Source organism: Actinoplanes sp. GCM10030250 (assembly GCF_042666575.1).
Taxonomy (GTDB): domain Bacteria; phylum Actinomycetota; class Actinomycetes; order Mycobacteriales; family Micromonosporaceae; genus Actinoplanes.
On the sequence record NZ_JBHTDO010000021.1, the window covers coordinates 51,888 to 67,833 of the forward strand.

The following is a 15,946-nucleotide window of genomic DNA, read 5'->3' on the forward strand; positions in this document are numbered from 1 at the left end:
GGTGCGGGGCTTGAGGGTACGGCCGTCAGGCGTTGGTGCGGTGCAGGACGTGGATCTCCTCGGGCTCCGGCGGGACGTCGGTCACGCCCGCCTCGACAGCCAGCTCGTGGCGCTTGTGAGCCGACGGCAGGGCGAGCGAGGCCAGGACCGCGAGGACGGCGACTCCGGCGCAGACCCAGAAGCCGTCGGTGAACGCGGCGTCGGTGGGCAGACCCTGCGGGGTGGTGTGCGAGGTGATGACCGCCGCGACCACCGCTGTGCCGATGCTGCTGCCGATGGTCCGGGCGATGGCGTTGACGCTGGTGGCCTCACCGGTCTGACCCGGCGGGACGCTCTCGATGATGGCGTTGGACATCGCCGCGAAGGCGAAGCCGATGCCCGCGCCGGTGAGGACGCCGGAGGCCAGAACCTGCCAGACCGCGCCGTGACCGAGGGCGGGCAGGACGAACGCGCCGACGACCAGGACGGAGCCGATGAACATCGGGAGCTTCGGCCCGTACTTGCGGTTCAGGATACCGGCGATCGGGCCGAAGACGACCATCATGATCACGGTGGGCAGCAGGAACAGCCCGGCCTGGGAGACCGACTTGCCGAAGCCGTAACCGGTGGCCTCGGGAAGCAGCAGCAGCGTCGGTACCAGCAGGAAGGTGCCGAACATCGCGAAGCCGAGGATCAGGGCGACCAGGTCGGTGGCCCACACGCCGCGGATGCGCATCAGCTTCATGTCGATGAGCGGCTCGTTGACGCGCAGCTCGACGCGGACGAACACGATCAGGCCGACCACGCCGAGAGCCAGCAGGCCGATGGTCTTGGCGTCGCCCCAGCCCCACGCCTGGCCCTTGCTGATCGCCAGCAGCAGTGCCACCAGCGCGATCGACAGGATGCTCGCGCCGAGCACGTCGAGCTTGCCGGGCTTGCGGACCGGGGACTCCTTCATGCCGAAGATGGCGCCGGCCAGCGCGATGACGACCAGGACCAGCGGCAGCCAGAACAGCCAGTGCCAGGAGAGGTGCTCGACGATCGGGCCGGCGGCCACGATGCCGATACCGGCGCCGACACCGAAGATCGCCGAGATGAGGCCGACGGTGGTGGCGACCTTCTCGCGGGGCAGCTCGTCACGGATCATGCCGATCGACAGCGGCATGATGGCACCCGCGGCACCCTGGAGGACCCGGCCGACGATCAGCACGATCAGGTTGGGGGCGAGCGCGGCGACCACGGTTCCGGCGGCCAGGATCGCCAGTACGCCGATCAGGACCTTGCGCTTGCCGACCATGTCGCCGAGCCGGCCGAGGATGGGGGTGAGGACCGAGGCCGACAGCAGGTACGCCGTGACGACCCAGCTGACGTCGGCGGTCGACACCTTGAGTTCGTGGCCGATGGTGGCCAGCGCGGGCGAGACCAGCGACTGGAGCACCGCGAACGCCAGGCCGCCCAGTGCCAGGTAGAACACCAGCAGGTTGCCGCCGGTCTTCCGCGGTGCGGATCCGGCCTCTGCGATCGTTTCGGTCATGGCGTCCCCGTGGGTAGAAGTAAACGCTTGCTGACTTAGTATCGGCAGGTAGCCCGCGAAGTAAACGGTTGCTTACCTCACACTCGTACGGGTAGCCGTACATTTGCCGGAAAGACCGAGGAGCGCTGAGAGTGACCGACGACATCGCCGTGCCGCGACGGCGCCGCGACGCGGCGCAGACACGCCAGGTCCTGCTCGACGTGGCGCGGCACCGGTTCGCGCGCGACGGCTACACGGCCACGACGGTGCGGGACATCGCCGACGAGGCCGGCGTCAACGTGGCGCTGATCAGCCGGTACTTCACCTCCAAGGAGGGGCTGTTCGAGGCGTGCCTGACCAGCGCGATCTCCGATGTGCGCCGCGACGCCGACGATGTCGGGCCCGGTGACGTCGCGCACCTGCTGGCCCGGCGCCTCAGCGGCTCACCGGACGACGACCGGCTGCGCGACGCGATGCTGCTGCTGGTGCGGTCGTCGGGGGACGAGCGCATCGAGGGCCTGCGGCGCTCGATGCTGCGCTCGATGAGCGAGAAGCTGGCGGCCAGGGCGGGCCACGGCACGCCCGACGAGGCCACCGTGCTGCGCGCTCAGATCCTGCTGGCCAGCACGCTGGGCATCATCCTGATGAAGTCAACGCTGAGCCTCCAGCCGCTGAGCGCGGCGGAGGAGGACGATCTGCGCAAGCCGCTGTCGGACATGGTCCAGGCGTTGCTCCCCAGGGGCTGATCGGGGCTCAGCCACGCCTCAGGAACGGCGTGATAAAACCCCGCCATGCGCATCGTGTTCGTCGCCGCCCCGCTCCAGGGCCATCTACTGCCGTTGATCCCGCTCGCCGCGGCCTGCCGTGATGCCGGGCACGACGTGATCCTGGCCGGTGGCGGCTTCCCGCCCGATGTGCTGGGCCTGCGTACCGCTGACATCGGTGCCGGCTTCAGCCTGACGCGCAGTGCGCTGCGGGCGGTCCTGCGCAACCCGCGCCTGGCTCGTGCCGAGATGCGCGGCCTCGCCGGGCACGCCATGGTCGGCGAGATCTTCGGCCGGGCCAATCAGTCCCTGGTCGGCCCGCTGCTGGCGCTGGCCGAGCGGGAGCGCCCCGATCTGATCGTCTACGAGCCGCTGACCGGGGCCGGGGCGATCGTGGCGGGGCGGCTGTCGATCCCGTCGGTTCTGCAGGAGAACACCCTGTGGCCGGCCACTGATCTCTTCCGGGCGGTGACGACCAGCTCGGTGCTGTCCGGGCAGGACATTCCGGCGCCCGAGCTGACGATCACCGTCGTGCCGCCGAGCCTGCGGGGTGCGCCCCTGGAGGGTGCGGTGCCGATGCGGCCGGTGCCGTACTCCGGTGGCGGGCCCGTCCCGGAGTGGCTGCTGACCGAGAGCGGCCGGCCCCGGGTCCTGGTCAGCCACAGCACCCTCAACGGACCGGACACGGGTGACCCGAGCCGGGCCGTCATCGCGGCGGCCGTCGACGTGGACGCCGAGTTCGTGCTGTTCCGCAAGGACGCCACCCGGGGACTGCCTCCGAACGTGCGGGCTGTCGGCCGCGTACCCCTGAACGAGGTCCTCCCGCACGCCTCGGCCTTCATCCACCACGCCGGTGCGGGCAGCGTGTTCGGTGGTCTGGCCGCGGGGGTGCCGCAGCTGGTGACGCCGGGGGCGGGCGATCGCCGGCACAACGCCGAACTGCTGGCCAAGCGCGGGGCCGGGCTGGCTGTGGACGCGAAAGCGATCTCCGCGGCTGACCTGACCCGGCTGCTGACCGACGACGGGTTGCGCATCGCCGCACGGGAGGTGGCGGCGGAGATCGCGGCGATGCCGGCGCCCGCTTCGGTGGTTCCGGCGCTGGAGAAGGTCGTCGGGGACTGAGGACTTTCCGAAGTATTGCTTCTGGTCAATGTGCGACGCCGATGATATGAACTTATGAACACTTGTGGGAGCGCTCCCACAACGTAGGTGTCGACGTCCTCGGGAGAGCACACATGAGTGACAAGCACAACCGCCGCCGACGAGCGGCGAGAGCCGTCATCGGCCTCGTCGCGCTCGTCGTCGGGGTCCTCGGCCTCGCGGCCCCAGCCTCGGCCGCCCCGCCGGCAGCACCAACCGTCTCCGCCGGCTACGGCCACACCTGCGCCATCCCCGCGAACGGCAGCCTGTGGTGCTGGGGCGGCAACTTCAGCGGCGTGCTCGGCGACGGCAGCACGGTCAGCAACCGGAACAGCCCGGTGCGCATCGGTGACGCCACCACCTGGGCGAGCATCGACGCGGGGACCGTGCACAACTGCGCGACCCGTACCGACGGCTCGCTCTGGTGCTGGGGCAGCAACTTCCGCGGCCAGCTCGGCGACGGCAGCACCACCAGCCGCAACGTCCCGGTGCGGGTCGGTACCGCCACCAACTGGGCCAACGTGAGCGCGGCCGACAGCCACACCTGCGCGGTCCGTACCGACGGGACGCTGTGGTGCTGGGGCTTCAACCGGTCGGGGCAGCTGGGCACCGGTCCGGCGTCGTACTACGAGACCGCCCCGGTGCGGGTCGACACGGCGACCAACTGGGCGAGCGTCACCACCGGGTTCGCGCACACCTGCGCCACCCGTACCGACGGGACACTGTGGTGCTGGGGTGACAGCACGCGGGGTCAGCTCGGCGTCGGCATCCTGAGCTACCGGGCCACCCCGACGCAGGTGGGAACCGCCACCACCTGGCAGGACGTGAGTGCCGGGTACGCCTTCGCCTGCGCGACCCGTACCGACGGGACACTGTGGTGCTGGGGTGAGAACGGCTACGGTCAGCTGGGCGCCAACATCACCTACCAGACCACGCCGGCGCAGGTCGGCACCGCCACCACCTGGACCGGGGTGAACGCCGGGGACAACTCGGCGTGCGCCGCCCGCACCGACGGCAGCCTGTGGTGCTGGGGCAACAACATGGCGGCGCAGCTGGGCGACGGAACCACCGTCAACCGGTACGCGCCGACCCGCGTCGGCACCGCGACCACCTGGACGAACGACGTGGCCATGAACTACCACAGCTGCGGGGTTCGCGCCGATCGCAGCCTGTGGTGCTGGGGCAACAACGACAACGGCCAGCTGGGCGACGGGACCACCACCCAGCGGTCGGCTCCGGCGCAGCTGACCCTCGGCTGACGCTCCCCGGGGGAGTGCGGCGCGAGCCGCACTCCCCTGCAAGGATGCTCCGGTGCCGAGCGAAGAGTTCTTCACCACGTCCGCGCAGGTCCTGCCGACGCTTCTGATCGGCTTCGTCGTCGAGGTCAGCCTCTTCCTCAACGCGTTCCGCGCGGCCATCCGGCAGGAGATCGGGGACGCGCGGGAACGGCCGGGCGGCGAGATCTCACAGGCTTGGCAAGCAGAGGTACGCCGTACGCGATCCGCCCTTGTGGTTTTCGGCGGAGCCGTTGCGATCTCCGAAGCGCTTGCCCTGACCGCCCTCTGGTCCTCCGACGACCAGGGTTTCGCGATGTTCGCGGCGGCGTCTTGCTTCACCGTGATCGTCGCCGGCATCCTCGCCATCGTGTTGTTTCCGCTGGGCAAGCTGACGATCGAGACGATGTCCTAGCTCGGTGGGGTCATTCCGGATCGCCCGGAAGGTCGCCCTCTCGGTGCAGCGGTGTTGTGCCGGGGATCTCGCAGAAGTCGCCCTCACAAACCGGGCCGTCTCCGCCGGCGAGGATCGTGAACGCGGGCTTCTTCTCCTGCGCCTCTGACTCGACGTCGCTCACGCGGCCGGCTCCTTCTCCTTGTCGATCTTCGCGAGGACGCCGGCGAAGGTGGCCGGTTCCTGCGCTCCGGAGACGCCGTAGCGGCCGTCGAAGACGAAGAACGGAACGCCGGTGATGCCGTAGCTCACCGCGGTGCGCACGTCGGCCTCCACGGCGGCGGCGTATTCGCCGCTCTCCAGTGACCGCAGGACGTCGGCGCGGTCGAAGCCGAGCCCGGCGGCCAGGTCGGTGAGCTCGTCGATGCGGCCGACGTGCAGTCCGTCGGTGAAGTACGCCGCGAGCAGCCGGTCCTTCGTCTCCACCTGGCGGCCGTGCGCCTTGGCGTAGTGCAGCAGCTCGTGCGCCTTGCGGGTCGGCGTGGGCTTGAGCAGGTCGTAGCGGAAGTCCAGCCCGACGGCCTCGGCGAGGGCGGTGGTCTGCCGCTCCATGCCGCGTGCCTGTCCGGCGGTGACGCGCAGCTTGGCGGCGAGGTAGTCGGCGTGGCTGCCGGCGAAGTCCTCGGGGGTGTCGGGGGAGAGCTCGAAGGAGTGATACTCGACCTCGACCGGTACGCCGGACGTGGCGGCGGCGGCCTCGAACTTGCGCTTGCCGATGTAGCAGAACGGGCAGGCGATGTCGGACCACACATCCACCTTGATCGGAGTCGCCACCCGCGCACCTCTTCCGCGTCCTCAACTTGAGGTCGGCCTCAAGTTACCGGCCGCCAACATACTCTAAGTTGAGGGCGGCATCCAAGTTTCCGGGTCAGGGGGCGATCATGGCGGTGGAAAGGGCGGCGCTGCGCCGGGACGCCCGGCGCAACGTGGAGAAACTCACCGCCGCCGCGGTCGAGGTCTTCCTGGACCAGGGCTTCCAGGCGCCACTCGAGACCGTTGCCCAGGCCGCCGGGGTGAGCATCGGGACGCTCTACAACCGCTTCGGTACGCGTGAGGCCCTGATCGAGGCCGCGGCCCCCGCCATCGCCGCCATCTGCACCGAGGCTCTCGCCGCGGAGGCGCAGGCGCAGCCGGACCCCTGGCAGCAGTTCCGCCACTACGTCACCGGGCTGCTCGAGAAGCAACTCGCGAGCCCGCCCGTCGACGACGTCATGGCCCGGCGCTTTCCCGGCTCACCGCGGCTGTCCCAGCAGTGCGACAACGCCATCCGGCACGCCACCCACTTCATCGAACAGGCCCAGGCCGCCGGCAGCCTCCGCCCCGACTTCCGCCCGGCCGACCTCACCGCGCTGTTCCTGGCCAACTCGGGGATCGCCCGCGCCTCGACGCCGGTCGCCGAGGATGCCTGGCGCCGGCACCTGGCCTTCTTCCTCGACGGCCTCAGAGTCCCGGCCGCCGGCCGGCGCAAGTGAGGCTCCGCTCTCCCTGCAGCTCGTTCGCCGGCCGCCGGCCGGCGCGATTGACACGCCGGCCGGGGGGCGACGGCTATTTCAGCGCTACCTCGACACCGCCGGAGAAGATCGAGTCGTGCAGTTCGAGCTTGGTGAGCTTGGTCCCCTTCGGTACGTCGAAGACCAGCTTTCCGGTGACCGAGTTCCCCGGGTTGATCTCGTTGAGGAACGTCTGTGCCTCACCGTTCGCGTAGATCTCGGCCCCGGTGTCGTTGGAGAACTCGGTGCCCTTCGCGTCGAACGCCTTCTGGTTCGATCCGGCGAACATCTGCGCCTCGTCGCCGATGTTCTTCACCTTCACGGTGACCAGGCAGAACTGGCCCTGAGCCTTCTGGTTCAGCAGCGACGAACCGACGGAGCTCTTGCCGCAGGCCATCTTCGTGACGGTGAACTGGAACTTGCCGTCCTTCACCGCCTTGCCGATTCCCGGCAACACTTCCGCGGCGGGCTTCTCGGGCTCGGCTTCTTCTTCTGCGGCCGGTTTCGCCGCCTTGTCCGTGGCCGGTTTGCTGGTCGCGTCGGCGACGGCAGCCTTGTCGGTGCCCGGTGCGGCGGAATCGTCGTCCCCACCGGACAGCGCGCTGCCGATGCACACGAGCAGAAGCAGCACGCCGGCCCCGCCGGCGATCATCGGCCATTTCTTCTTCTTGGCCGGGGGCGCGACCGGCTGCGGGTAGCCGGGCGGGGGCCCGTATGCCGGTTGACCGGGTGCGGCCTGCGGCTGGCCCGGAGCCGGCGGGTAACCGGGAGCGCCGGCCTGGCCGGGAGCGGGATAGCCGGAAGCGTCAGGGTGACCGGGAGTGGGGTAGCCGGGAGCGGCAGGGTAACCAGGAGTGGGGTAGCCGGGAGCGTCAGGGTGACCGGGAGTGGGGTAGCCGGGAGCGGCAGGGTAACCAGGAGCGGCGGGATAGCCTGGCTGCGGGTACCCGGGGGTGGCCGGCTGGCCTGCCGGTGGGTTCGCGGGCTGGCCCGAATAGGGGTTAAAGGGCTGGTCGGTCAAGGGGTCGGAGTCTCCACGGACGGGGGAGCGGACCTGGTCGCGGCCGGTCCCCAGTCCAGACATCCGACCGCGCCATCAGCCAATCCGATCAGCGCTCCGGACGCCTTCCGCACTTCGGCCGGGAAAGTGCAGCCGGCGAGTAACCCATCACCTCCGCGCGGTCACGGCCCCGCATCGACACGGTCATTCAAGATCACCTGTTCGGCCCGGCGATTGTCACTGTTCCTACAGCAGGGGTACGACACAAAACGCTCCGCCGTGCACTACGCCCAGCCCTACTTCTGGAGTAGGCCGGAGCACCTGGGAAGTGTCGTACCCCGTCGATACGGTTCCTTCTGTGTCCGCTCCTACTGTCCTCACCGCGATGCGGTCCCGCCGGTTCCTGATCAGCTGGTGGCCGTGGCGGTCGGTGCTGTTCGTGGTCAGCACGGTGCCGCTGGTGGCGGCCGTGGCGGTGCCGGTGGGTGTGCTCGTGGCGCCGTGGATCGTGCTGATCCGGCGGCTGTTCACCGGAGAGGCCGAGCCGGTCGGGTCGCTCCTGCTGTTCGTGGCGGGTGCGGTGCTGCTGGGCGGGTTGGGGCCGCTTGTCGCGCGGCCGTTGCCGGCGGTGGAGCGGCATCGGTTGCGCCTCGTCGACGATCGGCCGCTGGAGGTGGGGCGTTTCCCGACAGGCCGCTCGCTGACGGGGCGCTTGCCGGCGGGGCGGTCGTTGATGGGGCGCTTGCCGGCGGGGCGGTCGTTGATGGGGCGCTTGCCGGCGGAGCGGTCGTTGATGGGGCGCTCGCCCTGGCGGCGGCTGGGCTATGCGGTGGTGCTGGTGACGGCGGTGCCGATCGTGCACGTCGCGCTTGTGGTGACGGTGATGTTGATCGTGGTCTGCGCGTTGAGCCCGGTGCTGGTGGAGGGCGGGCCGATCTCGTTCGGTGTGGTGACGATCGTGACGGCGGCGCAGGCCGTGCCGTACGCGATCGGGGGTTTGATCGCACTGACCGCTGTGCCCTATCTGATCGCGGCGACCGCCGCGGCGCATGCCGCTGTTGCCCGCGCGGTGCTGCATACTGCGCCCACTGAGGAGCTTCGTGCGGAGTTGGTCGAGGTTTCGCAGTCGCGGGCGCGGCTCGCGGACGCGTTCGAGGCGGAGCGGCGCCGGATCGAGCGGGATCTGCACGACGGTGCCCAGCAGAAACTCGTCGGGCTCACCCTGCAGCTGGGTCTCGCGCGGGTCGACCTGCCGGACGACTCACCGGCGGCCGGTGCCGTGGCCACCGCACATCAGCAGGCGAAGGAGCTGATGGGGGAGTTGCGGGAGCTGATCCACGGCATTCGCCCGCAGCTGCTCACCGATCTGGGGCTCGGTGCCGCGCTGCGGGATCTGGCCGGTCACACGGCGGTTCCGGTGACGGTTCGTGCCGATCTGTCGCGGCGGCTGCCCGAGCATGTCGAAGCCACCGCCTACTTCGTCGTCGCCGAGCTCCTGGCGAACGTCGGCAAGCACAGCGGCGCCACCCGCGCCGCGGTCACTGCCGACGAGCGTGACGGCCAGCTGATCGTCGAGGTCACCGACGACGGGCGCGGCGGCGCCGATCCGGCTCGCGGCACCGGCCTGACCGGACTCGCCGATCGGCTCGCGGTCATCGACGGGCGCATGCTGCTGGCCAGCCCGACCGGCGGCCCGACCGTGATCCGAGCGGAGCTGCCGTGCCCGGCGACGTGACGGGATCCGCCGCGCTCGGATCCGCCGTGCCTGGCGGCGCGCTCGGATCTGCCGTGCCCGCAGCTGCCACGCCTGGCGGCGCGCTCGGATCTGCCGTGGCTGGAGCTGCCACGCCTGGCGGCGCGCCTGGATCTGCCGTGCCCGGAGGGGGCGGGACCGACTCGGTGGACGTGGTGCTTGCGGAGGATGGCGTGCTGCTTCGGGAGGGCTTGGCGGGGCTGCTGGAGCGGTTCGGGTTTCGGGTTGTGGCGGCGGTGGGCGACGGTGAGGCGCTGGTGCGGGCGGTTGCGGTGCATCGGCCTCAGCTGGTCATCACCGACATCCGGATGCCGCCGGGTTTCACCGACGAGGGGCTGCGTGCCGCCGTTCGGCTGCGGCGGGAGGATCCGGGGCTGGCGGTCGTCGCGCTCAGTCAGTATGTGCAGCACGGTTATGCCGCTGAGCTGCTCGCCTCCGGTGACGGTCGTGGGGTCGGATACCTGCTCAAGGACCGCGTGGTGGATGTGACCGAGTTCGTCACCTCGCTGCGGCGGGTGGTCGGCGGTGGCACGGTGATCGACCCGGATGTGGTTCGGCGGCTTCTCGGGCGGCACCACGACCCGGTGGCCCGGTTGTCGCCGCGCGAGCGGGAGGTGCTCGGGCTGGTCGCGCAGGGCCATTCGAACGGGGCGATCGCCCGGATCCTCGTGCTCTCCGAGGCGGCGGTCGGCAAGCACGTGGGGAACATCCTGGCCAAGCTGGACCTGCCGCCGGACGACAACATCAACCGGCGGGTGCTGGCCGTCCTCACGTACCTCAAGGATCAGGCATAGGAGGTGATCGATAGGGTGTGATCGTGCGGAAGTATGACGGAGACGCGTTCGGCCGGGCGCTCTGGGTGTGTGCCCTGACCGGCGTGGTGATCGGGCCTGCCACGTTCGCCGTGTACCACCTGGGGCTCGGCCACGACACCTTCTTCACCGGCATGGTTACCGTCTGGATCATCTTCGTGGTGATCGGCGCCTTCACCGGGACGCTGGCCGGCCTGCTGGCCGGATCGCTACTGCTGGTCGCCGGGCCCCGGCTGCGCGAGACGGCGTGGGCGGCACGGTCGGCGGGCGCGGCCGCGTGCGCCACCGGCTTCACGGTGCCGTTGCTGCTTGCCGGACTGGGGATCTCCTTCGTGTACGGGGGCGCCTGGACGCCGATCGTCCTGTGGGTCGTGGCTGTCGCCGCCGTGGTCGGAGGGTTCGCCGGACCGTACCTTTCGCGCGGCTCGGCCCGTGCCGTCGAGCCCCCGCTCTCGTAGCCTTCCGCCACCCGCGCGGCGTTCGGTGAGATCCAGGTGCCCTCGACGCCTCGTGTATTGCACCCACCCCGGAAGCTGACCAGGTGTTTCTCGGAACCGCGGACGGGGCAGCCCTTCAGGACTGGCGGGATGGCGGAAGGGCAGCCCTCCGGGGTTGGCGGGATGGCGGAAGGGCAGCCCTCCGGGGCTGGCGGGATTGCGGAAGGGACGGCCGAATGGCGGGCAAGGACAAGCCGGAAACCACCGACGACGGGCACTACGTAGTCATTTCCGGTCGCCGCTGGCGTGCCACTGATCCGGACATCCCTGAGGACGTGGCGGCGGAACTCCGGAAGGCGCTGATGGCTGCCCGGCGCGACGTCGGGACGATGATGCGGGCGGGCGACGACCCGGCGCCGGCGCGGGCCCGGGTGCAGGCGGCGAAGGTCGCGCTCGGCGAGCGCGGAACCCCGTGGTGGGAGGAGAGCCCCGAGCAGCGGCGGAAGCGATGGGAACAGGGCCTCGGCGGCTGACGGATCCGCGGCTGACGGATCCGCGGCTGACGGATCCGCACGGTTCCGAGGGTCAGGGATGTTCGCCGCGAGTGCTGCGGAATCTTTGCACCAGTTCGGCGAGGACGTTCATTTCGGCGGCGAGTGCTGTCCGTCCCTGGGGGGTGATCGCGGCCCAGGTGCGCGGACGGCGGCCCTCGTGCCCTTTCTGGATCTCGACGAGCGATTGTTCGGCGAGCGCCTCGAGGTGGCGCCCGAGGTTGCCGTCGGTGAGGCCGAGGAGCTTCTTGAGGTACGGGAAGTCGGCTCGGCCGGCCTCGTCCAGCACGGTGAGCAGGGCAAGTCTGGTTTTCTGGTGCACCCGCTCGTCCAGTTCGAGGGCGGGGTGAGATGCCGGATCAACCATTGATTTTCCGCTCCCGCTGTCGTTCGACGGCGCCCGCCGCCGTCATGGCGAGGCCTCCGCAGCCCATCATGAGCGGGTCGTACCAGTCGGCGGTCACCAGGGATCCCGCGAACCAGCCGGCGATCATCAGGCCGCCGATGATGCCGGAGCGCCGGGCCAGCGGCTTGTTGCGCTGCCGCAACGCCATGATGGTCAGGACTGTCCCGGGCCACAGCAGCATCTTCGTGAGCGGGTAGAACCAGATCAGATTTCCGGCGACGATCACGGCCAGCAACACGGCGGCCGTCTTTCCGTACGACAGCCGGCCCTCACCGACTCCGGTGCGGCCGCGGCGGATCCGGTCGATGCCCCAGAGCACGAGCAACGCGAGAAGGCTGCACAGCGGCCAGAACAGCGGCGCGGGCACGAAGTAGTAGTGGACCGCGGCCAGGTAGCCGGCGAAGACCATGGTCGTCACGCCGAAGACCAGCAGCGGCCCGGACGTTGCCCATCGGGAGGCCCGCACCCGTAGCCGCAACCGGTTGAGTTCCCTGTGTTCATCGAGCGACATGACCAGTCCAATCTCTCCAGTGCAGAGAACTCTGTCAGGCAGAGTAAGATTGGTCAACACCGGAAGTGGTCGCGCTCAGAGTTGCGCCAGGATCTCGGTGAGCTGGGTGCGGGTCCAGGCGAGGTGGTCCGGGTCGGTGAAGCCTCGGTAGGTGCCCTCGATGACCATGATGAGGACCAGGTGCAGGGCGTAGAGGCGGCGGCGCTGGAGCTGGCCGGGCGTCAGGTCGGTTTGCCCGTACCCCTGCATGAAGGTTGTGGGGTTGCCGAAGTCCGGCAGGACATGACCGACGAAGCCGGCTTCCATCAGGTGATCGCCGTAGAGGGCGCGTTCGTGGTCGAGGATGGCGGCGATCGCGCCGTCGCGCACCATGACGTTCTTGTCCCAGAGGTCCCACCCGACGAAGCGGGGTTCGGTGACCTCGTCGAGGTGGTGGGCGTTGGCGGCGATCGAGGCGCGCACGGTGTCGTAGCCGATGCCCAGGTCGACCTGGCGGCGTTCGCCGTCGCCGAGCACGTCCTCGAGGATGCCGGTGAAGACGGCGCGCCAGCTGGGGTCGCCGGGGCCGGCGAGCGGACCGAAGGCGGCGCCGCGGATCTCGTTGAGCTCGCGGTTGGCGGCGCCGAGTGCCTTCCCGTACGTCTCCCGCTCCTCCGCGGACATCGAGTCCCGATCGACGCCGAAGTTGATCGCGTCGATGTACTCCATGAAGAACCAGTCGGCGTCGCAGAGGTCGTGGCTCTGATCCGCGTAGTCGACCGCCGGCACCGGGACGCTGCTCCGCTCCTGGATGAGCTTGATCGCGGCCAACTCGATGCTCATCGCGCCGCGCTCGTACGTCATGACCTCGACGTCTGAGGGCGGCGCGATCTTGAGAACCTTCTGCGAGCCGTCGCGCAGCCGGATTCGGTACGCCACGTTGAACCAGCCCTCGCCCAGCTCGCTGAACCAGCCGTCACCGGAGGGGACCTGGGTGTCGCCGTAGGCCCTGGCGATCATCGCGCGCAGCGTTTCCGGCGTCTGACGGTTCTTGGTGATGCTCTCCACGCGGGTACGCTACCGGTCCGGGGACGTCAGCCGAGTGCCCTGCTCCGGGCGGCCTGAAATCCGCAGCCGGCGGCCTCGAACGCCTCAGCAGTTGCCAGCGCCCGCGTCTGATCACCCTCGAACAATGCGGCCGCCCGCTCCACGATCGCCGCGCAGACCGGATTTCCCGCCACGATCTCCCGCGCCTCGGCCAGCCGCGCGGCCGCCGACGCGTGCCCGGCGAGCACCGACGCCTCGGCACGCAACGCCACGTACCAGTGCAGCCAGATCCACGTCACCCACTTCCACACCTCGTCCGGCTCGGGCGCCATCCGTTCCAGCGCCTGTTCGGGTCTTCCCTGATCCAGCAGCAGGATCCCGTCGAACACCGCCCCGTAGCTGAGCGTGCGACCCGGCGACGGCCCGAGCTGGTCCAGGATGTCCAGCCATTCCCGGCGAGCGGATTCGTCCCCGCGCAGGCCGTGGATCATCGCCACTCCCGCCACCGCCGGGCCGAGGTGGGCGCGCGCCGGACGCCCGGCCCGTTCCCAGGCGTCCCGGAACCGCAGGCTGACACCCACCACCTCGTCGGCGTCGCCGGCCAGGGCACCGGCCATGAGCAGCCAGTTCGTCGCCCGGTGCCCGACCTCCGCCATCAGCGGATGATCGGCCAGCTGCCGGGCCCACTCCCGCGCCCGCCTCACATCGCCCGCGCCGAGGCCCGCCTCCGTGGCGTCACCGAGCGCGTCCAGCAACTCGTGGGTCCCGGCCGGCGTCGGCGGCGCGGACGCCAGCAGCGTCACCCGCCGCCGGGCGGTCGCCGCGGTCCCGAACGTGTCGCCGGCCCAGCTCTGCGCGCCGGTCAGCGCACCGAGGGCGGCCGACTCGGTGAGCGGATCCCCGGTGCTGTCGGCGAGCGTGACCGCGAGTTCGGACCGGGCCAGCGTCGAGGGCACGTCGTTCTCGGCCGGGCCCTGCACGGAGCCGAACGCGTCGGTGATCACCGCGGCCTCGGCGAGGGCCACCGCCGCCCGCGCGGCAGGATCATTTCCGGACAGTTCGCGGGCTGTGTTGATCAGGGCGACGGCCTCGCCGTGTGCCGGGAGCCGTTCGAACTTGCCCGAGAACCGGTAGGTGGTCGTGGCGGCGGTGGCCAGGTCGACGGCGGCGGCCGCGTCGTCGCCGGCACGCCGGGCCGCGTCCGCCGCCGCGAGGAACAGCCGGTACATGTCGTCGCCGCGCATCCGGCATCCGGCCGCGGCCGCGGCCTCCCGCAACATCCGGGCCGCGGCGGCGGGGTCACCGGCGAGTGCCGCCGCTTGCTCGAAGCGTTGCTGGGCTTCGCCCACGAGGGTACGGGCAAACGACGACTCCGCCAGCCGACATGCCAGCTGGTGCGCCTCCAGGGCGTGCGCGGGCTCTCCGGCGGCCCAGGAGAGGGCGGCCCGCAGATCGTCGGCGGCCCGGTCGAAGCGGGCCCGGAAATCCGGCCGGGTGACCGGCAGGTCCAGGCTCAGGCACCAGCGCAGATGACGGGACCGGGCGTCCGCCAGCCGGCCCGACGAGACCAGCTGTTCAGTGCCGTACTGGCGGATCGACTCCAGCGCGCGGTATTCGAGCCCGGTGCCGGCGGTGGTCACCACCAGCAGGCTTTGCTCGGCGAGCCGGGCCAGGCCGTCGGCAACGAGGTAGTGGTCAGAATCGGTCACCTCGGCCGCGGCCGCCACGGTGAACGGGGCCACGAACACCGAGATTCGGTGCAGCAGCGCCTGGTCGGCCGGGTCGAGCAGGGCGTGACTCCAGTCCAGCACGGCGCGTACCGAGCGGTGCCGTTCGTCGGCCCGGGGACCGCCGGCGAGCAGCCGGAGCTGGTCGGAGAGCCCGGCGGCGAGACCGTCCAGGCCGAGCGTCGCGTACCGGGCGGCGGCCAGCTCGATGGCCAGCGCCACGCCGTCGAGGCGGCGGCAGATGGCGGCGACATGGTCGCGCAGCGCGGGCGGCGGCGGATGGCCGGCCGCCGCGGCCCGGTCCAGGAACAGCGCGACCGCGTCCGACTCGCTGTCACCCGACAGCGACAGCGGCGGCACCGGGTAGACCCGCTCGAACGGGACCATCAGCCGCGCCTGGCTGGTGGCCAGCACGGTCACCCGCGGGCAGGCGGCGAGCAGCCGTTCGAGGAACGGCACCACCCCGTCGCGGACGTGCTCACAGTTGTCCAGCACCAGCAGGGCGTGCCGGTCGGCGAGGGCGGCGAACACCGACTCGTCCAGGCCCTGACCGGGTTGCTCGCCGACACCGAGCGCGCCGGCGACCGCTGCCGCGCAGGCCCGCGGGTCGGTGACCGGGATCAGGTCGGCGAACCAGACGCCGTCCGGGTAATCGGCGGCGACCTCCGCGGCGACGGCCAGGGCGAGCCGTGTCTTGCCGACGCCGCCCGGGCCGACAGCGGTCACCTGCCGGCTGTTTCTGATCACCTCGGCGAGGGCGGCGCGCTCCGGCGACCGGCCGATGAACGAGGTGAGCGGCGTGGGCAGGACGGGCGGGGTGCGATCGCCGGACACCGTCTCGGCGGGTGCCCGCTGCGCGAGGGCCCTGCGATCGGCGACGTTCAGCTTGCGCAGCAGGGAGGAGACGTGGCTTTCGACGGTACGCACGGAGATGTAGAGCCGAGCCGCGATCTCGGCGTTGCTGAGGTGCTCGCCGACGAGCGTCAGCACTTCGGACTCCCGGGAAGAGATCTCCACAGACCCATCATCACGTACGGGCTACGTGTGCGGTTCCGTGGTGAGCACGGATGTGGGGTGAAGGGCGGATCGGAAGGGTGGGGAGTGCTTAC

The 15,946-nt window shown here is 70.7% G+C and carries 17 protein-coding genes; 9 read left to right on the top strand and 8 right to left on the bottom strand.

Annotated features, from left to right (window positions below; all coding sequences use genetic code 11):
• Window positions 1-25: 25 nt before the first annotated feature.
• Window positions 26-1,513 (bottom strand): MFS transporter, encoded by a 1,488-nt coding sequence (locus ACFQV6_RS25170; protein WP_378030042.1) that lies wholly within the window; start codon window positions 1,511-1,513, stop codon window positions 26-28.
• Between the two features lie 131 nt (window positions 1,514-1,644).
• Between ACFQV6_RS25170 and ACFQV6_RS25175 the strand changes: the two genes are divergently transcribed.
• The 4 genes from ACFQV6_RS25175 (at window position 1,645) to ACFQV6_RS25190 (ending at window position 5,085) form a co-directional block, all read left to right on the top strand.
• Complete coding sequence (locus ACFQV6_RS25175; protein ID WP_378030043.1) at window positions 1,645-2,238, top strand: TetR family transcriptional regulator; 594 nt, start codon at window positions 1,645-1,647, stop codon at window positions 2,236-2,238.
• Window positions 2,239-2,283: 45 nt separating this feature from the next.
• Window positions 2,284-3,378: a glycosyltransferase gene (locus tag ACFQV6_RS25180; protein WP_378030044.1), complete on the top strand. Its 1,095-nt coding sequence runs from the start codon at window positions 2,284-2,286 to the stop codon at window positions 3,376-3,378.
• Between the two features lie 113 nt (window positions 3,379-3,491).
• On the top strand, window positions 3,492-4,655 hold the full coding sequence (locus tag ACFQV6_RS25185) for an RCC1 domain-containing protein (protein ID WP_378030045.1): 1,164 nt from the start codon (window positions 3,492-3,494) through the stop codon (window positions 4,653-4,655).
• Window positions 4,656-4,707: 52 nt separating this feature from the next.
• Window positions 4,708-5,085, top strand: a complete 378-nt coding sequence (locus ACFQV6_RS25190; protein WP_378030046.1) for a hypothetical protein — start codon at window positions 4,708-4,710, stop codon at window positions 5,083-5,085.
• Between the two features lie 10 nt (window positions 5,086-5,095).
• Here ACFQV6_RS25190 and ACFQV6_RS25195 read toward each other — a convergent pair whose 3' ends face one another.
• Window positions 5,096-5,248 (bottom strand): hypothetical protein, encoded by a 153-nt coding sequence (locus ACFQV6_RS25195; protein ID WP_378030047.1) that lies wholly within the window; start codon window positions 5,246-5,248, stop codon window positions 5,096-5,098.
• Window positions 5,245-5,898 carry a DsbA family protein gene (locus ACFQV6_RS25200; protein WP_378030048.1) on the bottom strand — a complete coding sequence of 218 codons (654 nt, stop codon included), beginning with the start codon at window positions 5,896-5,898 and terminating at the stop codon, window positions 5,245-5,247. Before ACFQV6_RS25200 ends, ACFQV6_RS25195 begins: the two co-directional genes overlap by 4 nt.
• A gap of 107 nt (window positions 5,899-6,005) precedes the next feature.
• Between ACFQV6_RS25200 and ACFQV6_RS25205 the strand changes: the two genes are divergently transcribed.
• Window positions 6,006-6,596, top strand: a complete 591-nt coding sequence (locus tag ACFQV6_RS25205) for a TetR/AcrR family transcriptional regulator (protein ID WP_378030049.1) — start codon at window positions 6,006-6,008, stop codon at window positions 6,594-6,596.
• Between the two features lie 73 nt (window positions 6,597-6,669).
• Here the strand turns inward: ACFQV6_RS25205 and ACFQV6_RS25210 are convergent, their stop codons facing one another.
• Entirely contained in the window at window positions 6,670-7,266 is a 597-nt protein-coding gene (locus ACFQV6_RS25210; RefSeq protein ID WP_378030050.1) for a DUF4352 domain-containing protein, read from the bottom strand.
• A gap of 706 nt (window positions 7,267-7,972) precedes the next feature.
• On the opposite strand from ACFQV6_RS25210, the gene ACFQV6_RS25215 reads away from it, so the two are divergent.
• From ACFQV6_RS25215 to ACFQV6_RS25230, 4 genes are all read left to right on the top strand, one after another.
• Complete coding sequence (locus ACFQV6_RS25215; protein ID WP_378030051.1) at window positions 7,973-9,349, top strand: histidine kinase; 1,377 nt, start codon at window positions 7,973-7,975, stop codon at window positions 9,347-9,349.
• A 164-nt stretch (window positions 9,350-9,513) separates the two neighbouring features.
• A complete protein-coding gene (locus ACFQV6_RS25220; RefSeq protein ID WP_378030136.1) occupies window positions 9,514-10,161 on the top strand; it encodes a response regulator in 648 nt (215 codons plus the stop codon).
• Between the two features lie 23 nt (window positions 10,162-10,184).
• Entirely contained in the window at window positions 10,185-10,637 is a 453-nt protein-coding gene (locus ACFQV6_RS25225; protein WP_378030052.1) for a hypothetical protein, read from the top strand.
• 215 nt (window positions 10,638-10,852) lie between these two features.
• Window positions 10,853-11,149 carry a hypothetical protein gene (locus ACFQV6_RS25230; protein ID WP_378030053.1) on the top strand — a complete coding sequence of 99 codons (297 nt, stop codon included), beginning with the start codon at window positions 10,853-10,855 and terminating at the stop codon, window positions 11,147-11,149.
• Between the two features lie 52 nt (window positions 11,150-11,201).
• Here the strand turns inward: ACFQV6_RS25230 and ACFQV6_RS25235 are convergent, their stop codons facing one another.
• From ACFQV6_RS25235 to ACFQV6_RS25250, 4 genes are all read right to left on the bottom strand, one after another.
• Window positions 11,202-11,534 carry a transcriptional regulator gene (locus tag ACFQV6_RS25235; RefSeq protein WP_378030054.1) on the bottom strand — a complete coding sequence of 111 codons (333 nt, stop codon included), beginning with the start codon at window positions 11,532-11,534 and terminating at the stop codon, window positions 11,202-11,204.
• A complete protein-coding gene (locus tag ACFQV6_RS25240; RefSeq protein WP_378030055.1) occupies window positions 11,527-12,084 on the bottom strand; it encodes a hypothetical protein in 558 nt (185 codons plus the stop codon). The genes ACFQV6_RS25235 and ACFQV6_RS25240 overlap by 8 nt, the downstream gene beginning before the upstream one ends.
• A gap of 75 nt (window positions 12,085-12,159) precedes the next feature.
• Window positions 12,160-13,131, bottom strand: a complete 972-nt coding sequence (locus ACFQV6_RS25245; protein ID WP_378030056.1) for a phosphotransferase family protein — start codon at window positions 13,129-13,131, stop codon at window positions 12,160-12,162.
• A gap of 26 nt (window positions 13,132-13,157) precedes the next feature.
• Window positions 13,158-15,854 carry an ATP-binding protein gene (locus ACFQV6_RS25250; RefSeq protein WP_378030057.1) on the bottom strand — a complete coding sequence of 899 codons (2,697 nt, stop codon included), beginning with the start codon at window positions 15,852-15,854 and terminating at the stop codon, window positions 13,158-13,160.
• Between the last annotated feature and the right edge of the window lie 92 nt (window positions 15,855-15,946).

What these genes read in the sequence shown, in the direction of transcription:
- ACFQV6_RS25185 (WP_378030045.1), top strand. Translation starts at nt 3,492, where the DNA reads ATGAGTGACAAGCACAACCGCCGCCGACGAGCGGCGAGAGCCGTCATC.
- ACFQV6_RS25180 (WP_378030044.1), top strand. Translation starts at nt 2,284, where the DNA reads ATGCGCATCGTGTTCGTCGCCGCCCCGCTCCAGGGCCATCTACTGCCG.
- ACFQV6_RS25210 (WP_378030050.1), bottom strand. Translation starts at nt 7,266, where the DNA reads ATGATCGCCGGCGGGGCCGGCGTGCTGCTTCTGCTCGTGTGCATCGGC.
- ACFQV6_RS25240 (WP_378030055.1), bottom strand. Translation starts at nt 12,084, where the DNA reads ATGTCGCTCGATGAACACAGGGAACTCAACCGGTTGCGGCTACGGGTG.
- ACFQV6_RS25170 (WP_378030042.1), bottom strand. Translation starts at nt 1,513, where the DNA reads ATGACCGAAACGATCGCAGAGGCCGGATCCGCACCGCGGAAGACCGGC.
- ACFQV6_RS25230 (WP_378030053.1), top strand. Translation starts at nt 10,853, where the DNA reads ATGGCGGGCAAGGACAAGCCGGAAACCACCGACGACGGGCACTACGTA.
- ACFQV6_RS25235 (WP_378030054.1), bottom strand. Translation starts at nt 11,534, where the DNA reads ATGGTTGATCCGGCATCTCACCCCGCCCTCGAACTGGACGAGCGGGTG.
- ACFQV6_RS25205 (WP_378030049.1), top strand. Translation starts at nt 6,006, where the DNA reads ATGGCGGTGGAAAGGGCGGCGCTGCGCCGGGACGCCCGGCGCAACGTG.